We start from the raw sequence: 16,195 nt of genomic DNA, 5'->3' as shown, positions 1-16,195 counted from the left end.
GTCGGGACACACAGGAGGCCGGGACGGCGATCCGTCCCGGCCTCCTGTGATGCTGCCTAGCGCTCGATGTCGCCGCGGATGAAGGCCTCGACCTTCTCGTGGGCGATGTCGTCGGCGTACTGCTCCGGCGGCGACTTCATGAAGTAGCTCGAGGCCGAGAGGATCGGTCCGCCGATACCCCGGTCCAGGGCGATCTTCGCCGCCCGGATGGCGTCGATGATGACGCCGGCCGAGTTCGGCGAGTCCCAGACCTCGAGCTTGTACTCGAGTGACACGGGGGCGTCACCGAAATTGCGGCCCTCGAGGCGGACGAAGGCCCACTTGCGGTCGTCGAGCCAGGCGACGTAGTCCGAGGGGCCGATGTGGACGTCATCGGCCCGCAGTTCGGCCTTGACGTTGGAGGTGACGGCCTGGGTCTTGGAGATCTTCTTCGACTCGAGGCGGTCGCGCTCGAGCATGTTCTTGAAGTCCATGTTGCCGCCGACGTTCAGCTGGTAGGTGCGATCGAGCGTGACGCCGCGGTCCTCGAACAGCTTCGCCATGACACGGTGGGTGATCGTGGCGCCGATCTGGCTCTTGATGTCGTCACCGATGATCGGGACACCGGCCTCGGTGAACTTGTCCGCCCACTCCTTGGTGCCCGCGATGAAGACGGGGAGGGCGTTGACGAACGCGACGCCGGCGTCGATGGCGCACTGCGCGTAGTACTTCGCGGCGTGCTCCGAGCCGACGGGCAGGTAGCAGACCAGGACGTCGGCCTTGGAGGCCTTGAGCTGCGCCACGATGTCGACGGGCTCCTCGTCCGATTCGACGATCGTCTCCCGGTAGTACTTGCCGAGGCCGTCCAGGGTGTGTCCACGCTGGACGATGACGCCGGTCGGCGGCACGTCGGCGATCTTGATCGTGTTGTTCTCGCTCGCACCGATGGCCTCGGCGAGGTCGTGGCCGACCTTCTTGCCGTCGACGTCGAATGCCGCCACGAACTGCACGTCCCCCACGTGGTACTTGCCGAACTCGACGTGCATCAGGCCGGGAATGGCGCCCGCCGCATCCGCGTCGCGGTAGTAGTGCACGCCCTGGACCAGCGACGCGGCACAGTTGCCGACTCCAATAATTGCCACGCGAATGGGGTTCTGTCCCACAGTTCTCCTCGAAAGCCTGATGAATATGCCCCGGCCGTCATCGCCCCGGGCGCGGTTGGCAGGGAATGCCAGTGTACGTTCCCTTTCCAACGCGGGTGGAGGCCGCCTCATTCCTCGCGCGGGTCGGCCTCCCCGGTCACGGGCCCGGGAACGCTGCCCATCCGGGGACGCGAGGCGGTTAGGCTCGGGGAATGACCTCGGGCACGGGCAGGCGCGGCCCCTACCGCATCAGTGTTCCGAGCCGCTCCGACCCGGCGCTGCGGCCCCTGGTCGAGGGCGTCGGGGGCCCGCTCGGGCGCCGCGCCGATCCCGGCCGTGTCACACCGGGATGGTTCACGGTGGAGCGGGTGCTGATCCTCCTGACCGTCTGCTCGGCCGTCCTGGCCGTCGTCGTCAAGAACCCGTGCCGGATCGAGGGGTGGTCCTCACCGGACTACTTCTACCGGGCCTGCTACTCCGACTGGACCGAGCTCTACCAGAGCCGGGGTCTCGGGGAGGGCGTCCTGCCGTTCATCACACCCGGCGCACTCTTCGAGTACCCGGTGCTGCTCGGGCTGCTCGCCTCGGGAACCGCCGTGCTGGTGGAGGTGGTCGCGGGAGGGGTGGACGCGGCGGTGGCCTCCCGCCTCTACTTCGACGTCAACGCCGTGCTCCTGGCCGGGGTGTGGATCCTGACGGTCCTGGCGACGCTCCGCCTCGCCGGACGGCGTCCCTGGGATGCGGCCGTCGTGGCCACGGCACCGGTGATCATCCTGGCGGGCACCATCAACTGGGATCTCTGGGCCGTGCTGCTCGCGACCGCGGGCATGCTGGCGTTCGCACGCGACCGGCCGGTCCTGGCGGGGATCCTCTGGGGGCTCGGTGCCGCGGTGAAGCTCTACCCGGTCCTGATGCTCGGGGCGGTGCTGGTGCTGGCGATCCGGACGGGGCGCTACCGGCCCTTCGTCGGAGCCCTGGCGGGCACGCTCGCGGCCTGGCTCGCGGTGAACCTGCCGTTCCTGCTGCGTGATCCGGCGGGCTGGGGCTACTTCCTCACCTTCTCGGAGACGCGCGACGCCGGATTCTCCTCGGGCTGGTACGTCTACAACGCCCTGGCAGGCCAGGCAGGCGTCGCCACCCTCACCCCGGCTGCCATCAACGCGGGTGCGGCCGTCCTGTTCGTGCTCGCCTGCGCGGGCATCGCGGTCCTCGCGTTGCGCGCGGACCGCCGGCCCCGGCTGGCCCAGCTGGCACTGCTCATCGTCGGCGCGTTCGTCCTCTGCAACAAGGTGTACTCGCCGCAGTACGCCCTGTGGCTCGTGCCGCTCATGGCACTCGCGGTTCCCCGCTGGCGGGTGGTCTTCGTGTGGCAGCTCGTGGAGATCCTCCACTGGGCGGCGGTCTGGCTGTACCTGGGGGGTATGACGAGCGGGGGCCCAGCCGCGAACAATCTGGGGGTCGGCACCTACTCCTGGGCGGTCCTCGGTCACATGCTTGCTACGGCATATGTCATGGGGGTGGTCGTCGCGGACATCCTCGCGCCGTGCCGCGACGTGGTGCGGCGCATCGGCATCGACGACCCCCAGGGCGGCCCGTTCGACGGGGCGCGCGACCGCTTCACCCTGGGAGCCCTGGGACCTCGCGTCTTCCCGCCCCGGAGCCGGGCGGTCGCAGGGCTGCAGGCGGGCGGACCCGTGAGTGCCGCTCCGATAGGCTTGCAGGACCGCGCGGACCCGACCGTCACCCTGTCGGCCGCCGGTGACGGGCCGGGGCCGGCGAGCCCGCAGGCCCGCAGCGTGCCCGATCCTCGACCAGTGCAGGACCCCCAGTGAGAGACCCCCAGTGAACGCAGCACTCCTGACCTACAGCCCGCTCGACCGGCAGGCGTTCGACGCCCTCGCCGCCGCGCACCCTGCGGTGCTGATCCCGCTCGAGCAGACGCCCGACTGGGTGGACTTCGAGCGGGCCCTCGGGCGCACGCCGCTGGGCATCTGGGCCTACCGGGACGCCGCGGGCACGCTCGTCGCAACCGCCAGCTACGTGCACGTGGTGCGCCGCTTCCGGGAATCCGTCGTCGTGGTGAACGGACCGGTCTGGTTCGCGGAGCGGACGCCTGCGGCGGAACGCCTGCTGCTGGAGACGGTGCGCCGGCAGTTCAGCGACCATCCGACGGTGCACCCGCTCTACGTCCGCCTGCAGGTCGCCACCCTGCAGGCCCCCGCCACCGGCCCGATCGAGCACGGCTGGTACGAGCGCGAGATCGTCGTCGACCTCACGCCGTCCGAGGCGGACCTCCTGAAGAGCTTCCGGCCGAACGCCCGCAATAGCATCCGGCGGGCCCAGCGCAACGGCATCGAGATCAGGCATATTCCGCGGGAGGAATGGAAGCAGGTCTTCGCGAGCGAGCTGTACCCGATCATGCGGGAGACCGCGGAACGCGACGGCTTCCAGTCCTTCGACTCGTCCTACTACGAGACCCTGCTGACCGTCCTCGGTGACCATCTCCGCCTGCTCGTCGCCTATCGTGACGGGCAGCCGCTGAGCTGGCTCATCACCACCGAGTACCGCGGCCATGCCGTGTACTACTTCGCCGGCAGCACGCAGGCGGCACGCACCACCTTCGCCCCCTACCTGCTCCTGTGGGAGGCGTTCAAAACGCTCAGGGCTGCAGGGAACACGGCGTGCGGACTGACCGGTATCGAGAGCGAGAACTACCCCTCGCTGGTCAACGTCACGACGTTCAAGCGGAACTTCTCGAAGAACGTGGTGGTGGTGCCCACGACGTACGACGTCCCGCTCGATGCGGGCCGGTACACGGCGGTGGCGTTCCTGCTGGCCGCGCGGCGGAGCGGGCCGGCGGCAGCACGCAGGACGGTCGGCCGCCTCCGGGAGGCGGCCGGTCGGGTCGGCGCGCGCAGCCGGACGAGCACGGAGACCTGACCGGCGGGGATCGACCCCGCCCGGGAGAGAGGAAGCCATGGTAGATGTCGAGGTCGTCGGCGCCGGTCCCAACGGACTCGCGGCCGCCGTCGTCATGGCGCGCGCGGGCCTGTCCGTGCGGATCCACGAGGCAGCGCCGACCATCGGCGGCGGGTCCCGGTCCCTCGAGCTCATGCAGCAGGACCACCTCCACGACTTCTGTTCGGCCGTCCACCCGATGGCCCTCGCCTCGCCGTTCTTCCGGGCCTTCGAGCTGAGCCGCCGCATCGGCTTCGCCGTCCCCGAGGTCTCCTTCGCCCACCCGCTCGACGACGGACGGGCCGGCATCGCCTACCGCAGCCTCGACAGGACGGTCGAGGGCCTCGGGGCGGACGGGGAGGCGTACCGGAAGCTCCTGCAGCCGCTCAGCGACCGCGAACAGGACATCCTCGCGTTCACCCTCAACCACGTGGTGCGTGTCCCGAAGAGCCCGGAGGCCACCGTGCGCTTCGGCCTCGCGGTCCTCGACCAGGGACTGCCGTGGTGGAACCGCCGCTTCAGCACCGAGGAGGCGAAGGCCCTCGTCACGGGCGTCATGGCGCACCCCGTGGGCACCCTGCCCTCCCTGACCGGTGCCGGCGCAGGCCTGGTGCTGAACCTCCTGGCGCACACCGTGGGCTGGCCCATCCCGGTCGGGGGATCGCAGTCCATCGCCGACGCCCTGGCGCTCGACGTGCGGCAGCACGGTGGACAGATCGTCACGGACAGCAGGATCGAGACCCTCGCGGAGGTGTCCGACGCGCGGGTGGTGCTGCTCGACGTCGCTCCGACGACCTTCCGGGCCATGTCTCGGGGGCGCCTCCCGGCCGCGTACGAGACGGCGCTGAAGGCCTTCACCTACGGCAATGCCGCCTGCAAGGTGGACTTCATCCTGTCCGGTCCCGTGCCCTGGACCCATCCCGAGCTGCACCGCGCCGGGACCGCGCACCTGGGCGGGACGAGGGAGGAGATCGCCGCCGGCGAGAAGCAGGTCAACCGGGGCGACCACCCGGACAGCCCGTACGTGCTGCTCTCCCAGCCGTCGTCGTTCGATCCGACCCGCGCGCCCGAGGGCCGGCACACGCTCTGGACCTACTGCCACGTGCCTCGGGGTTCCACGCGGGACATGGCGGAGGCGGTGACCGCGCAGATCGAGCGGTTCGCGCCCGGCTTCCGTGACGTCGTCGTGCAGAGCCATACGACGACGGCGAGCGAGCTCGAGGTCTACAACGCCAACTACGTGGGCGGTGACTTCAGCAGCGGGGCGGTGAACCTCCGCCAGATCGTCGCCCGCCCGGTGCCGTCCCTGCAGCCCTGGGCCACGCCGATCAAGGGGGTCTACCTTTGCTCGCAGTCCACGCCGCCCGGCCCCGGGGTCCACGGGATGGCCGGGCTCAACGCGGCGAAGCTGGCGCTCAAACGTGAGTTCGGGCTGGCCGTTCCCACTCTCGGGCTCTGAGGCAGCCGGGTCGGCTCGGAATAAGGACCGCGCGATGTCTGTGGATCCGCGTATCCCCTCGGGCCGTTACCTGAGGTAACGGTGCCCGTCGCCGGCAGTTCACCCGCCATTGACGGGCAGGCCGGGTGGGGAGGGTTGGCTCGATGTGAGCGGTCATCGCTCGCGCATCCTCCACCCGAAGGGATCCACCCATGCCTCGTTTCGTCCGTTCCATCCGCTCGGCTGCCGCCGTCGCCGTCGGACTCTCGTTCCTCGCTGTTCCCGCTCACGCCGTACCGGTCGGTGCCGTCGCCGAGGCGTCCGAGGGCAAGAGCGATGCCAAGCGCCAGGTGGGCCCGATCCTCGTGGGGCACCGCGGTGCCGCGGGTACGGCACCCGAGAACACCGTGGCAGCCTTCAAGGACGGCCGGGCCTCCGGCGCGGACTTCATCGAGATCGATGTGCAGCTCAGTGCCGACGGTGTCCCGTTCCTCTTCCATGACGACACCCCCGCCCGCACCACCAATGTGGAGGACGTCTTCCCGGGCCGCGCCGGCGACCCGATCACGTCCTTCACGTGGGCCGAGCTGCAGCAGCTCGACGTCGGTTCGTACTTCGACGGGCGTTTCATCGGCGAGAAGATCCCGCACCTCGACGACGCCGCCACAGTGGCCACCCGCAACACCGGCGTGTACATCGAGATCAAGTCGCCCCGGAACTCGCCCGGCATCGAGGCACTGGTGGCCGGTGAACTGAGCACCGATCCCGCCTGGCAGAAGCTGGTCGACGCGGACAAGGTGCAGGTGCTCGGCTTCGACGAGTCCTCCAACCGCACCTTCGCCGCGCTGGCACCGGAGGTGGAGCTGCAGCAGCTCACCGGGGTGGTCCCGGGGTCCGAGGTACTGGCTGAATGGGCCACCTTCGTGGATTCCGTCGGCGCGAACTACCGCGGCCTCACCGCCGCCGACGTCGCCCGGGTCAAGGACGCCGGCCTCGTGATGGGCGTCTACACCGTGAACTCGCCGGAAGCCGTGCAGGCCGTGGTGGACCTCGGTGTCGACGTCGTGACCACCGACTTCCCGATCCAGAACAGCCGCTACCTGCGCGGGCTTCCCGTGTTCCCGGGTGCGGCCCTGGAGATCAGCGGGGCCGTGAACAACCCGGCGGGCGACGACGTCCTGCCGGACGCGGGCGAGTACGTGACGCTGCGGAACGTCTCGGGTTCCGCACTCGATGTCAGCGGCTACTTCGTCCGGGACGCCGCGAACAACATCCTGCGCGTGGGGGAGGGCTATGTCCTGCAGCCCGGCGGTGAGCTGCGCGTCCACACCGGCCCCGGCACGAACACGCCGACGGCCTATTTCAACGCGATCCCGGCGTCCGTGCTCAACAACACCGGCGACTCGCTGGGGCTGTGGACGCCGGACCTGCGCCTGGTGGACGTCTACGCGAACTAGCTGTTTCACCGGCGAACCCGCGGAGCCCGGTCGGGGTTGAACCAGCTCCCGACCGGGCCCCGCGGGGCCCTCGTCCGGGATCCTTTCAGGTCGGGGATTGTCCCGTAGGATCCGGGCGAGGAGATCACCGAGTGCCGCTCGTAGCGGAATCGATTCGTGTAGACCTCCGGCGGCAGCGCCCGTGCTGGTTGTCCCGCCGGCGCCTAGGTTTTCATGAACGAGACTTGGATAGGTACTCAGGTCGCTGCGGTCAGGGTCATACACGCGGGCGACCCGCGGGTAACCGAAGATGGGTCGGGCATCTCCCAGACGGTACTCCATATGGTGGAGACGTCATTCGGTTCGACGAGTAGCCCCGGCGAAGAATCCTTTGCTTGGACCGGTGGTGGGGCCCGATAGCAGTCCGGGAATGGGGTGGCCGCAGTCAGTGCTGTGGATTCCGCAGCGTGTATGGCCGACGGGTGTCGGCAGGCACATCTATCAGCGAGGGTCAGTTGGAGTGTGGCTGCTGGCGGGTGGTTGGAGTTCAGGAAGCCTCCTGAATGTGTCGCGGGTCGGGGGCATGGGTGGGGTTCGGTGGCGTGTTTCGGCTCTGAGTCCCAGGTAGGTGCCGGTGATGATGAGGGCGGCCCCGACGACGCCAAGGGGTGCGAGGGTGTCCTGGCCGATGGTGATTCCGATGAGCACAGCCCAGATGGGTTCGGTTCCCATGAGGAGGCTCGCCCTGGAGGCTGATGTCTGTTGGATGGCCCAGGTCTGGACGAGGAAAGCGAAGACACTGCACGCTAGTCCGAGGTAGAGCACGCCGATCCATTCACCGGTATCGAAGCTCCGCACTGCCTGAAGCACGCCGTGGTAATCGGAGAGGGTGTAGAAGAGAGCGCAGACCGCGCTTTGGATCAGGGTCAGAGTCAGCGCACTGTAACCGCGTCCCCGGGTAAGGGCGGAGACCGCGGTGACGTGGATGGAGCGGACGACCGCTGCGGCGAGCATGAGCATGTCCCCAAGGGTGGGTGTGGCGAAGCCGTCACCGGAGACGAGGAGGCAGACGCCTACGACCGCGATGACACCGGCGACGAACACTGTGCGCGGCAGTCTCACCCGGAGGGCGATGCTTTCGGTGACGGGGGTGAAGATGATGACGAGGCTGATGATCAGTCCGGCGTTCGTGGCGCTGGTCCCGGCGATCCCGTGTGTTTCGAGGATGAGTACCGCCGCCTGGGTGAGGCCCAGGATGACGCCGACCATGGTCTCGCGGCGTCCGGGCCGGCGGCGGTTCCAGATCAGCCAGATCACCGCCAGCGCCGGCGTGGTGATCAGAAAACGCAGCGAAAGAATGACGGTGACGCCGACCGTGTCGGTGAGGGTTTTCGCTGCCAGGTAGCTGCTGCCCCACACGATAGCGACCAGGAGCAGGAGCGCGTCCACCCTGCGCGCAGCAACAAAAGAGACGAACGGGCTTCGTCGTTCACCGCGCAGGTGCGCTGGGGGAGTCAGTATGGGGGAGGGCACCCCTAGAGTCTCATGGCAACGCACCGGTAAGACGAGGGGCCACTTGGTGAACTATTAGTTTAGTTTCTACTTATGGATCCTCATCAGTTGCGGTTGCTTCGGGAGTTGGGGGAGCGGGGCAGCCTCGCCGCCGTCGCTCGCGCGCTCCACGTCTCTGCGTCGGCGGTGTCGCAGCAACTCACGGCGTTGCAGCGTCGGGTCGACGTTCCCCTGACCGAACGACGCGGACGGAACCTTGTCCTCACCGGCGCCGGTCGGGCCCTGGCCAAAGCTGCAGTGGATATCAGTGTCGCGATGAGCTCCGCCGAGCAGGCGGTCAGCCACTACCTCCAGGACCCTTGTGCGACGGTGAGGATCGCCGCGTTCAACAGTGCCGGCCTGACCTACTTCGGCCCCCTGCTTCAAGCCCTATCCGGTGAGGGACGCCCGGGGCTGATCTGCCATGACCGGGATGTGGGACAGGAGCACTTCCCGGCCCTGACGGCTGACTACGATCTGGTCATCGCGCACCGTCTGGAGCACAGTGCGCCGTGGCCCGACACGATTACCACCCTGCCGCTGATGCGCGAGCCCCTGGACGTCGCCATGTCGGACCGCCACCGGCTCGCCGACGCACCAAGCGTCAGTGTCGCCGACCTGATCGATGAAGAATGGGTGTCTGTTCAGGACGGGTTCCCGCTCGTGCCGGCTTTGCAGGCGATCGCCGTTCATGCCGGCCAGCCTCTCAAGGTCACACACCGGATCAACGAGTTCTTCATCGCGGCCGCAATCGTAACTGCCGGCCCGGCCGTCGCGCTGATGCCCCGCCACACCGCCTCCCCACCACCCGGCAGCGGCATCGTCCTCAAACCCATCCACGATCTACTGCTGGCCAGGCGCGTCGACATCCTCTGCCGACCGGAAACCCTCCACCGGACCGCAGTCCAACAAGTCGTCACAACTCTCCGACGAGTTGTGATCCCGGTCTGAATACCGGGCGAAAGAAACGTTTCGCAAGTCGGTCGCTCACCGCGTTTAGAACACCTGACTGTCAGGAGTCTTAGGCACGACCGTCCACGGAACGCGTTGCGCGATGAGCGGCGAGAACGGTGCGTCGTGTTTCACGGGCCGTGTCCGAGAGCTGTGCCCAGTGAGGAACGTCGACGCGCGCTCAGTCCCGCAAGACGATCGTTTTAGCGTGCGCACTTGTCGTCGATAGAAAAGCCCTCTCTGCCTGTCCGTTGCTCGAGCGTTTCGAGTTCCTCGAAGAACGTGACTTGCAAGCCGGCGGGACCCTGAACCCTGGCGTTGATGGTTCGGAACGGGTCTCCGTCGGATGCGCCAGGACCTCGTTACAGGATTCTTGTGAGAGTGCGACAACCTAATCCGTAGCGGCCACTTCGAGGTCCTCGTCAACAACGACACGGTGGATGCCCAGCCCTGGCCCTAGCCGGTCGGTGCCTCTGACTCGAGGGCGGGCGGGGCTGCGGAGATGTTCGAGATGGCCTTCCACAGGAGGGCCAGGGTGATGGCGGAGCCCGAGAAGGCGAACCACCACGGCCCGGTCAGCCCCCACACCTGGGCGATCAGCCCCCCGAGCAGCTGCCCGATCACGAGCCCACCGAATACGCCCACCATGTTGACGGAAGCAATGCGCCCCTGCAGGGACAGGGGAACGAGGCGCTGCCGGACCGTCGTCGAGATGGTGCCCCAGATGAAGGCGTAGACACCGAACCCGAACATGATGACGAAGGCAAGCGCCGCCGACGTCGTGAGAGCGAAGCCCAGGTGCATCACCACCTCGAGGCTGAGGCAGACCCGCATCATGGTTGCCAGGCGGACCCGCCGTTCGAGCCAGCCGAAACAGCTGATTCCCACGAGTCCGCCGAGAGCCGCGGAGGTCGCGAGCAGGCCGTAGCCAACGGCGCTGAGGCCCAGGTACTCCGTGGCGTAGAGCACGAGGACGGACCAGGGGGCCGCCCACGTCACGTTGAAGATCAGGATGATGAGGATCAGCGTCCGGATGGGCGCGTTGCCACGCAGCCAGGAAAGACCCTCTCGGATGGGCCGAGGTTTGATGCCGTCGTCGAGGGTAGTCACGTCCTGCTGCGGAGGAGGCGTTTTCGCCATCCTCGAGACGAGGACGACGGCGAGACTCACGCAGAGAATCTGCACGGTGAACGGCCAGAACGAGCCGACAGCGAAGAGGAAAGCGCCCAGTGGCGGCCCGACGAGTTGGTTGGCCACGAGGTATCCGGCCTGCATGCGGGCGTTGCCGACCCCGAGATCGGCCGATGGCACCGTCATGGGAAGCAGCGTGCTGCCGGCCGTGTCCGCGAAGACTTCGGCCGTTCCGTAGAGGAAAGCCGAGACGAGCACCACCCAGATGCTCACTTGACCGGTCACGAGAACGGTCACGAGGCCGAGGACGATCACGGCCCGGATCCCGTTCGCCAGCATGACGAGGCGGCGCCGGTCATGATGGTCGGCGATCGAACCCGCCAGGAGTCCGAACAGGAGCCACGGCAGGATCTGCATCATGGCCCCGGACGCGACGAGAAGCGGCGACGACGTCACCGACGCGATGAGCAGCGGAGCGGCCGAGAGGGCGATCCCGTCACCGATGTTGCTCGTCCAGGTGGACGCGAGCAACCATCTGAAGCTGATGCCCAGCCGGCGCGGAGCGAGCACCTCACCGAACGAGGACATTACGTTCTCCTGACAAGGGGAAGGCGGCACGGGCGAACGGTGGTTGCACCGTTTGTCTTCGGATCGTATCGGGTAGGGCGAAGTCGCCTGTCCGTAAATCGGTCCTCGAGCGGGGCGTAGCTCTAGCTAGCTCGGGGCCGCTCGACAACCGGCCAGCGGGCACGCTCAATTGCATCAGTGCTGGTGTTGCCTGGTTTAGGAAGCGTGAAGTCCCGGGTCCCCTGTCCGAAGCTCCGCTTACGAATTGAGTTCGGGCGGCAGGCACTACCGTACGGAGCTGCGGCAGTTGGCGCGAGTCTGTCCGCTTCCGCCCCCACCTGCGCGTTCGACGTCACCTCCCGCCTTCTCGTACACAGGGGTCAAGGGAGCCGCTCAGATATGATCGCGTGATGAATTCCGCTGTCTCGTTCTTCTCGCGGCCGACACCGATCGATTCCGCACCTCGGCTCGCGCGGGCAATCGGGCTCGACGCGCACCGGCTGCTGATCAAGCGCGACGACCTCATCGGTCTCGGCGGTGGCGGCAACAAGGTCCGAAAGCTCGAGGTCACGATGAGTGCTGCATTGGCGGCCGGAGTGAGCACAGTCGTCACGACCGGCGCGCCTCAGAGCAACCACGCTCGCTTGACGGCTGCCGCTGCAGCGCGATGCGGACTTCGAAGCGTTCTCGTGCTGGAGGGTGAGGCGCCGTCCCGCCTGCAAGGAAACCTTCTGCTCGACGAGCTCTTTGGAGCCGAGATCGTGTTCGCCGGGAATCGCGAAACAGCAACGGTCGCTGCCGAACAGGCCTTTTTACGGGGGGCCTTCCTGATTCCCTTCGGCGGCACCAGTGCGGAGAGCGCGGTGGCCTACCAGCGGGCTGGAGAAGAGTTACTGAGCCAAGTTCCAGACCTCGGGGTTGTCGTAGTAGCGGTAGGATCCGGCGGAACAATGGCGGGCCTGGCTGCAGCCCTTGGTACATCTCGAGTGCTCGGGGTGGCCACCGGGGCGGTAGCGGATGCACATGCCACGGTGAGCTTGCTTGTGACCGAGATGGGAGTGTCAGCGGAAGGCCTGCGCATCGATGATTCGCAGATCGGTGACGGCTATCAATATCTGACTACGGCAGTCCGGCAGGCAATGACCTTAGCGGCTCGCACCGAGGGGATCGTTCTCGACCCCACCTATACCGGTCGCGCGATGGCTGGACTGATCGCAGCGGCAACGACCGATGTGACTCCTCCTGGCCGCGTGGTGTTCCTCCACACCGGTGGTCTCCCCGGGCTGTTCGGTCATCCTGACCTGCACGACGGAGGTAGCACGGCTAAGTGCGCTTGAAGCCTCGTGTAACGAGGGGCGCAGCTCCATCCCCATCTGGGACGCCATGCGGCTGCACATTGCCGGGCTTACTGTGCTCGACAACGAGTACCGAGCAACGACAACTGCCGACACGATGTGGAGCCTGCGCGGCGATGCTTCTGGAAGCCCTACTTTGATTGGATGGCCATGACAGAGCATCGTCGCCTGATTCCTACGGGCACCTGCTGGTGCGGCTGTGGAGAAGAGGTCGGCCTGGGCACGTTCTTCGCTCGGGGTCACGATAAAGTCGCCGAGGCGGCGCTCCTCGCGACCAGGTATGACGGCTCAATTGCTCCATGGCCATGGATACGCGTCAGGTGGGGCCGCTGGAGTGCACTTCAGCACGCAAAGCGGACTCCGGCACGCACGGCGGCGGCGTCGGAAAAATCTTGAAGGAAATCCAGGCCTAGCTGTCGATCCGGCGGCAGGATGTTCGTCGTCGTTAATGACGGAGCCGGACAGGCCGGCCCGCGACCCAGTGCAGGAGGCAGTTCCACCGCTGCTGATGTTGGTCGTCCTGATGGTGCGTTCGGGCCTGGGTCGTCGCCTGAAGTAGCACCGTTCCACCTGACGGCAGTTTGACTTCGGCCGTCTCCACGGCCGGGGCTTAGCTCAAGCCGAGGGCAGCACGCGTTGCCTCGTCGGGAGTCTCTCCGGCGGCTTCGGCGAACGCGGACATTGCTGTCGCGAGATTGTTCCGGTCCTCGTCGTTCATCCGCCTAGTCACTTCGTTGAGGGAGTGTCGGCGCTGTGCCATGACGCGGTTGACGAGGGCTTGGCCCTCATCGGTGAGCTGGAGGCGATGGAAGCGTCGATCTTGCGGGTCTTCCTCCCTCCGAACCAGCCCAGCTGCTTGAAGTTTGTCCACCGCTCGGGTCGCGTTGGACGGGTGAACTCCGAGATCCGCCGCGATGGCTCGATGTGTTTGGGGTCCGCGTGTGGCGATGATGATGAGAATTCGCCATTGGGGGTAGGTGACGAGGTCTTCTATGTCGGCGATGGATTTGGCGACGACGGCGATAAAGACGCGAGAGGCCCTGAGGATGGCGTCCATACCGGCATCCTCGTATGTGTGGTGTTCGTGTGGGTTGTCCATACGCTCCACTCTTTCGGTTTCCGTTGCCTTGGTGCAACGAACGGGAAGCCGAGAAGATGCCAGGTCCGGGCGCTTCTTTGTCAGTTCTTCACGTTCCGGCCGGCAGGTAGGACGTGTAGGGGTCCTTCGTACCGTCGACAACGGGGATGTCGATAGCCGCTGATACCGCAGGGGTCGTGACGGTCATGGTGATGGTGTGGCCTGGTTGGGCGTCGACGGTGTCGAAGATGGTTTCTCGAATAGTGAACGGGTAGTTCGCGTGCGCTGGTACGACGACTGTCACCGCGTCGTCGAGGTCGCTGATCATTACCTCGACGGGCGCAGTGGAGTCGTTGACGAGTGTTCCAAGAATTCTGCCTGCCCTGCCCTCACCCCCCGTGACGAGGAGCAGTTTCTGCAGTTCGACGACGCCTACCTTGCGACCGGCATCGGAAGCTGATGTTTCAGCGGTGGCTTCGGGTATCCCGCAGCTAGCGATAGTGAGCGTCCAGCACAGCAGAAGTGTCGGCAGGCCCAGGGAGTGACGTAGCCTGCACATCGTGTGGTCGTCCATGCTGCTTCCTCGTCTATGAGTCCGTGATGCATCGGGGTGGGACTGCGTTGATTCGCTGGCGGAGTAGTGTTCGCGTCAGGACCAGGGACTTCAGTGGCCTCAGGGACCTCAAGGTGTCTGGTCGCTGTAGCCGCCGATGCTGCCTTCGTACACTGGCACCGCAACGGATTCCTCGCTGGCGGTGACCGGGACGGTGATGAGCAGTGGTGCGGTGTCGCCGATGTCGGCGTCGGTGGTGCTGAAAATGGTCGTATGGTCAGCGAACCGGAACATGTCCTCGGCTCCGATGGTCAGCGTGGCTATGTCATCAGTGTCGCGGAGGATAACCTCGACAGGGGTTTCTCCTGTGTTGATCAGGGTACCTAGGATGCGAGCCGGTTCGTCGGGTGCTTCAGTCACTAGTTTCAGGTCGATGCCCTGCACCTGGCCCATCTCCATCTGGGTGCCGCGGCCGATACCGGGCTGGGAGGATGCGGTCGCGCATCCTCCCAGCAGCACCACTGTCACCGCCGCAATGGCGACGGTCAGACCGACCGTTGTTGCCCGCCTGAGGGCCTGTGCCGGACATGCCCCTGAGTCGACCGTGGACCGAGGCGTGAACATTGACGGGTGGGCTTGGTGCCACCGGAGTGTGCAAGGAGATGCTGGAGTCTGCTGACACGTCATGGCTCGTCCTCCTCGCACACGAGATTCCGGGGGGATTAGGGGGTGGGGGCTGTTCGGTTAGGGCGCCGGAGTCAGGTCTGGGTCAACGCAGCGGAGCGGTTTAGGAACACGCCCTCATCGGTGACTCGGTCGACGGCCTCTGCTGACTCGTACATGTGGTTCCCCGGCCCCGTACCGTTGATCTCGATGTAACCCAGGCGCAGGAGCCGTTCCCGGCGCTCCTCGGGGAGGTCGGGGCTGCCGTCGAAGGCGGAGGCAATCGCTCCTAGAATGCTGCCGCCCCGGTCCGGTTGCTGGCCTTCGGCGGTGACGGCGTCGGGATCGCCCATCTTTATGCTCGCGATGGTGCCGACTCGGTGACCAAAGGCGGTGAAGACGTCCATGCCTTCACGGACGGATCCGATGGTGTCCATGGATGTTCCTTCCCTTCACTGATGACGATGATGTCGATGGGGGCAAGGACCCGTGGAGGGGTCTTTGCGGCGTCAGGGGTTAGGAGTCGGAGGCGACGGAGTCGTCGATCTCGGTGGCGTGGACGTAGGGCTCGCCGTCCCAGTCCTCGTAGAGAGCGTCATCGAGGTCGACGCCGAGCTCCTCCTCGACCGTGACGAGGTCGAAGCCTTCCTTCACGGTCCCGGTGACCGCGACCGTCAGCTCGGGGCTGACCTCGGGGAGGTCCTCGGGGTGCACGATCAGCAGCTCCTCGACCGTGGTGTCATCGGTGCCGGCAATGGTGAACGCCGTGGGGTCGATAACCTCGTTCACGTCCGCGGAGAGGGTGACTTCTTCACCGATGTAGGACTCGTTGTCGTCGTACCAGGACTGGTCGTAGGAGCCGATGTAGGCGTCGTCCCCTTCGGCGACCTGCTCGTTGTCCTCCTCATCCGACTCCACGACGTCTTCGACGTCGGCGCCCTGTTCGGATCCGGAGGTGTCGCTGCAGGCGGCGACGGACAGGATCGCGGCCGGTGCGATCGCGAGGGCTGCTGCCTTCTTCATCCAGGTGCTCTTGGTCATTGTTCCCATGACTCCTCCTCAGGATAGGGGGGTCCGGCGGCGCCTTCCGGCCCTTCGTTGCGGTTGGGTTGTGTTCTACGCCAGACCCAACGGTAAGCATGCTGACGAGCCGGAATGGGGCGATCCAGGACCATCAGAGACATCCGTTGCGAACACGCAACCGCCCTGTGATCGGGCTGTGACCGTCTGACCGGAGTCTGGCAGCGAGCCGGGTAAGGCCCGGGAATCCGCGGACCATCAGCCGGGCCAGAGGATCCTTGGATGAAGTAGGGCTGCGGGGCGGGGCGGTCACGATCGGATTGCGCTGGTTGTCCAACCCACCAAACCCTGCGTACCGTCACCCAGAGGGCAC

General features: G+C 66.5%; 14 protein-coding genes. 6 read left to right on the top strand and 8 right to left on the bottom strand.

The features are described from left to right. Nucleotides 1-56: 56 nt before the first annotated feature. On the bottom strand, nt 57-1,142 hold the full coding sequence (locus tag AC4D2E_RS16705) for an inositol-3-phosphate synthase (RefSeq protein WP_104167568.1): 1,086 nt from the start codon (nt 1,140-1,142) through the stop codon (nt 57-59). A gap of 191 nt (nt 1,143-1,333) precedes the next feature. On the opposite strand from AC4D2E_RS16705, the gene AC4D2E_RS16700 reads away from it, so the two are divergent. The 4 genes from AC4D2E_RS16700 to AC4D2E_RS16685 all read left to right on the top strand — a co-directional run bounded on the left by AC4D2E_RS16700 (nt 1,334) and on the right by AC4D2E_RS16685 (nt 6,974). Next, nucleotides 1,334-2,953 (top strand): glycosyltransferase family 87 protein, encoded by a 1,620-nt coding sequence (locus tag AC4D2E_RS16700; protein ID WP_490953333.1) that lies wholly within the window; start codon nt 1,334-1,336, stop codon nt 2,951-2,953. A 10-nt stretch (nt 2,954-2,963) separates the two neighbouring features. After that, complete coding sequence (locus AC4D2E_RS16695; protein ID WP_490953332.1) at nt 2,964-4,061, top strand: lipid II:glycine glycyltransferase FemX; 1,098 nt, start codon at nt 2,964-2,966, stop codon at nt 4,059-4,061. Nucleotides 4,062-4,098: 37 nt separating this feature from the next. Continuing rightward, nucleotides 4,099-5,538: a phytoene desaturase family protein gene (locus AC4D2E_RS16690; RefSeq protein WP_490953331.1), complete on the top strand. Its 1,440-nt coding sequence runs from the start codon at nt 4,099-4,101 to the stop codon at nt 5,536-5,538. A gap of 191 nt (nt 5,539-5,729) precedes the next feature. Then, on the top strand, nt 5,730-6,974 hold the full coding sequence (locus AC4D2E_RS16685; protein WP_490953330.1) for a glycerophosphodiester phosphodiesterase family protein: 1,245 nt from the start codon (nt 5,730-5,732) through the stop codon (nt 6,972-6,974). A gap of 480 nt (nt 6,975-7,454) precedes the next feature. On the opposite strand, the gene AC4D2E_RS16680 is transcribed toward AC4D2E_RS16685, so the two are convergent. Further along, complete coding sequence (locus AC4D2E_RS16680; RefSeq protein ID WP_490953329.1) at nt 7,455-8,486, bottom strand: DMT family transporter; 1,032 nt, start codon at nt 8,484-8,486, stop codon at nt 7,455-7,457. A gap of 72 nt (nt 8,487-8,558) precedes the next feature. On the opposite strand from AC4D2E_RS16680, the gene AC4D2E_RS16675 reads away from it, so the two are divergent. Beyond that, the gene (locus AC4D2E_RS16675; RefSeq protein WP_490953328.1) at nt 8,559-9,455 is read left to right on the top strand and encodes a LysR family transcriptional regulator; all 897 of its coding nucleotides are present in this window, start codon (nt 8,559-8,561) and stop codon (nt 9,453-9,455) included. A 456-nt stretch (nt 9,456-9,911) separates the two neighbouring features. Here AC4D2E_RS16675 and AC4D2E_RS16670 read toward each other — a convergent pair whose 3' ends face one another. Continuing rightward, nucleotides 9,912-11,174 carry an MFS transporter gene (locus AC4D2E_RS16670; protein WP_490953327.1) on the bottom strand — a complete coding sequence of 421 codons (1,263 nt, stop codon included), beginning with the start codon at nt 11,172-11,174 and terminating at the stop codon, nt 9,912-9,914. A 389-nt stretch (nt 11,175-11,563) separates the two neighbouring features. Between AC4D2E_RS16670 and AC4D2E_RS16665 the strand changes: the two genes are divergently transcribed. After that, nucleotides 11,564-12,490: a pyridoxal-phosphate dependent enzyme gene (locus AC4D2E_RS16665; protein WP_490911604.1), complete on the top strand. Its 927-nt coding sequence runs from the start codon at nt 11,564-11,566 to the stop codon at nt 12,488-12,490. Between the two features lie 628 nt (nt 12,491-13,118). On the opposite strand, the gene AC4D2E_RS16660 is transcribed toward AC4D2E_RS16665, so the two are convergent. The 5 genes from AC4D2E_RS16660 to AC4D2E_RS16640 form a co-directional block, all read right to left on the bottom strand. After that, complete coding sequence (locus tag AC4D2E_RS16660) at nt 13,119-13,565, bottom strand: MarR family winged helix-turn-helix transcriptional regulator (RefSeq protein ID WP_490953326.1); 447 nt, start codon at nt 13,563-13,565, stop codon at nt 13,119-13,121. 130 nt (nt 13,566-13,695) lie between these two features. Next, nucleotides 13,696-14,160, bottom strand: a complete 465-nt coding sequence (locus tag AC4D2E_RS16655; protein ID WP_490953325.1) for a hypothetical protein — start codon at nt 14,158-14,160, stop codon at nt 13,696-13,698. Nucleotides 14,161-14,268: 108 nt separating this feature from the next. Beyond that, on the bottom strand, nt 14,269-14,667 hold the full coding sequence (locus AC4D2E_RS16650) for a hypothetical protein (protein WP_490911607.1): 399 nt from the start codon (nt 14,665-14,667) through the stop codon (nt 14,269-14,271). A gap of 230 nt (nt 14,668-14,897) precedes the next feature. Continuing rightward, nucleotides 14,898-15,239 (bottom strand): hypothetical protein, encoded by a 342-nt coding sequence (locus AC4D2E_RS16645; protein ID WP_490911608.1) that lies wholly within the window; start codon nt 15,237-15,239, stop codon nt 14,898-14,900. 79 nt (nt 15,240-15,318) lie between these two features. Further along, nucleotides 15,319-15,852, bottom strand: coding sequence for a hypothetical protein (locus tag AC4D2E_RS16640; protein WP_490911636.1), 534 nt, complete (start codon nt 15,850-15,852; stop codon nt 15,319-15,321). Nucleotides 15,853-16,195 lie beyond the last annotated feature (343 nt).

The sequence above is a fragment of the Arthrobacter sp. TJ-265 genome (assembly GCF_058269135.1).
Note: the sequence above shows the minus strand (reverse complement) of the source record. Positions and strands in the feature narration are given on the sequence as shown.

What these genes read in the sequence shown, in the direction of transcription:
- AC4D2E_RS16645 (WP_490911608.1), bottom strand. Translation starts at nt 15,239, where the DNA reads ATGGACACCATCGGATCCGTCCGTGAAGGCATGGACGTCTTCACCGCC.
- AC4D2E_RS16690 (WP_490953331.1), top strand. Translation starts at nt 4,099, where the DNA reads ATGGTAGATGTCGAGGTCGTCGGCGCCGGTCCCAACGGACTCGCGGCC.
- AC4D2E_RS16700 (WP_490953333.1), top strand. Translation starts at nt 1,334, where the DNA reads ATGACCTCGGGCACGGGCAGGCGCGGCCCCTACCGCATCAGTGTTCCG.
- AC4D2E_RS16670 (WP_490953327.1), bottom strand. Translation starts at nt 11,174, where the DNA reads ATGTCCTCGTTCGGTGAGGTGCTCGCTCCGCGCCGGCTGGGCATCAGC.
- AC4D2E_RS16685 (WP_490953330.1), top strand. Translation starts at nt 5,730, where the DNA reads ATGCCTCGTTTCGTCCGTTCCATCCGCTCGGCTGCCGCCGTCGCCGTC.
- AC4D2E_RS16655 (WP_490953325.1), bottom strand. Translation starts at nt 14,160, where the DNA reads ATGGACGACCACACGATGTGCAGGCTACGTCACTCCCTGGGCCTGCCG.
- AC4D2E_RS16675 (WP_490953328.1), top strand. Translation starts at nt 8,559, where the DNA reads ATGGATCCTCATCAGTTGCGGTTGCTTCGGGAGTTGGGGGAGCGGGGC.
- AC4D2E_RS16660 (WP_490953326.1), bottom strand. Translation starts at nt 13,565, where the DNA reads ATGGACGCCATCCTCAGGGCCTCTCGCGTCTTTATCGCCGTCGTCGCC.
- AC4D2E_RS16640 (WP_490911636.1), bottom strand. Translation starts at nt 15,852, where the DNA reads ATGGGAACAATGACCAAGAGCACCTGGATGAAGAAGGCAGCAGCCCTC.
- AC4D2E_RS16665 (WP_490911604.1), top strand. Translation starts at nt 11,564, where the DNA reads ATGAATTCCGCTGTCTCGTTCTTCTCGCGGCCGACACCGATCGATTCC.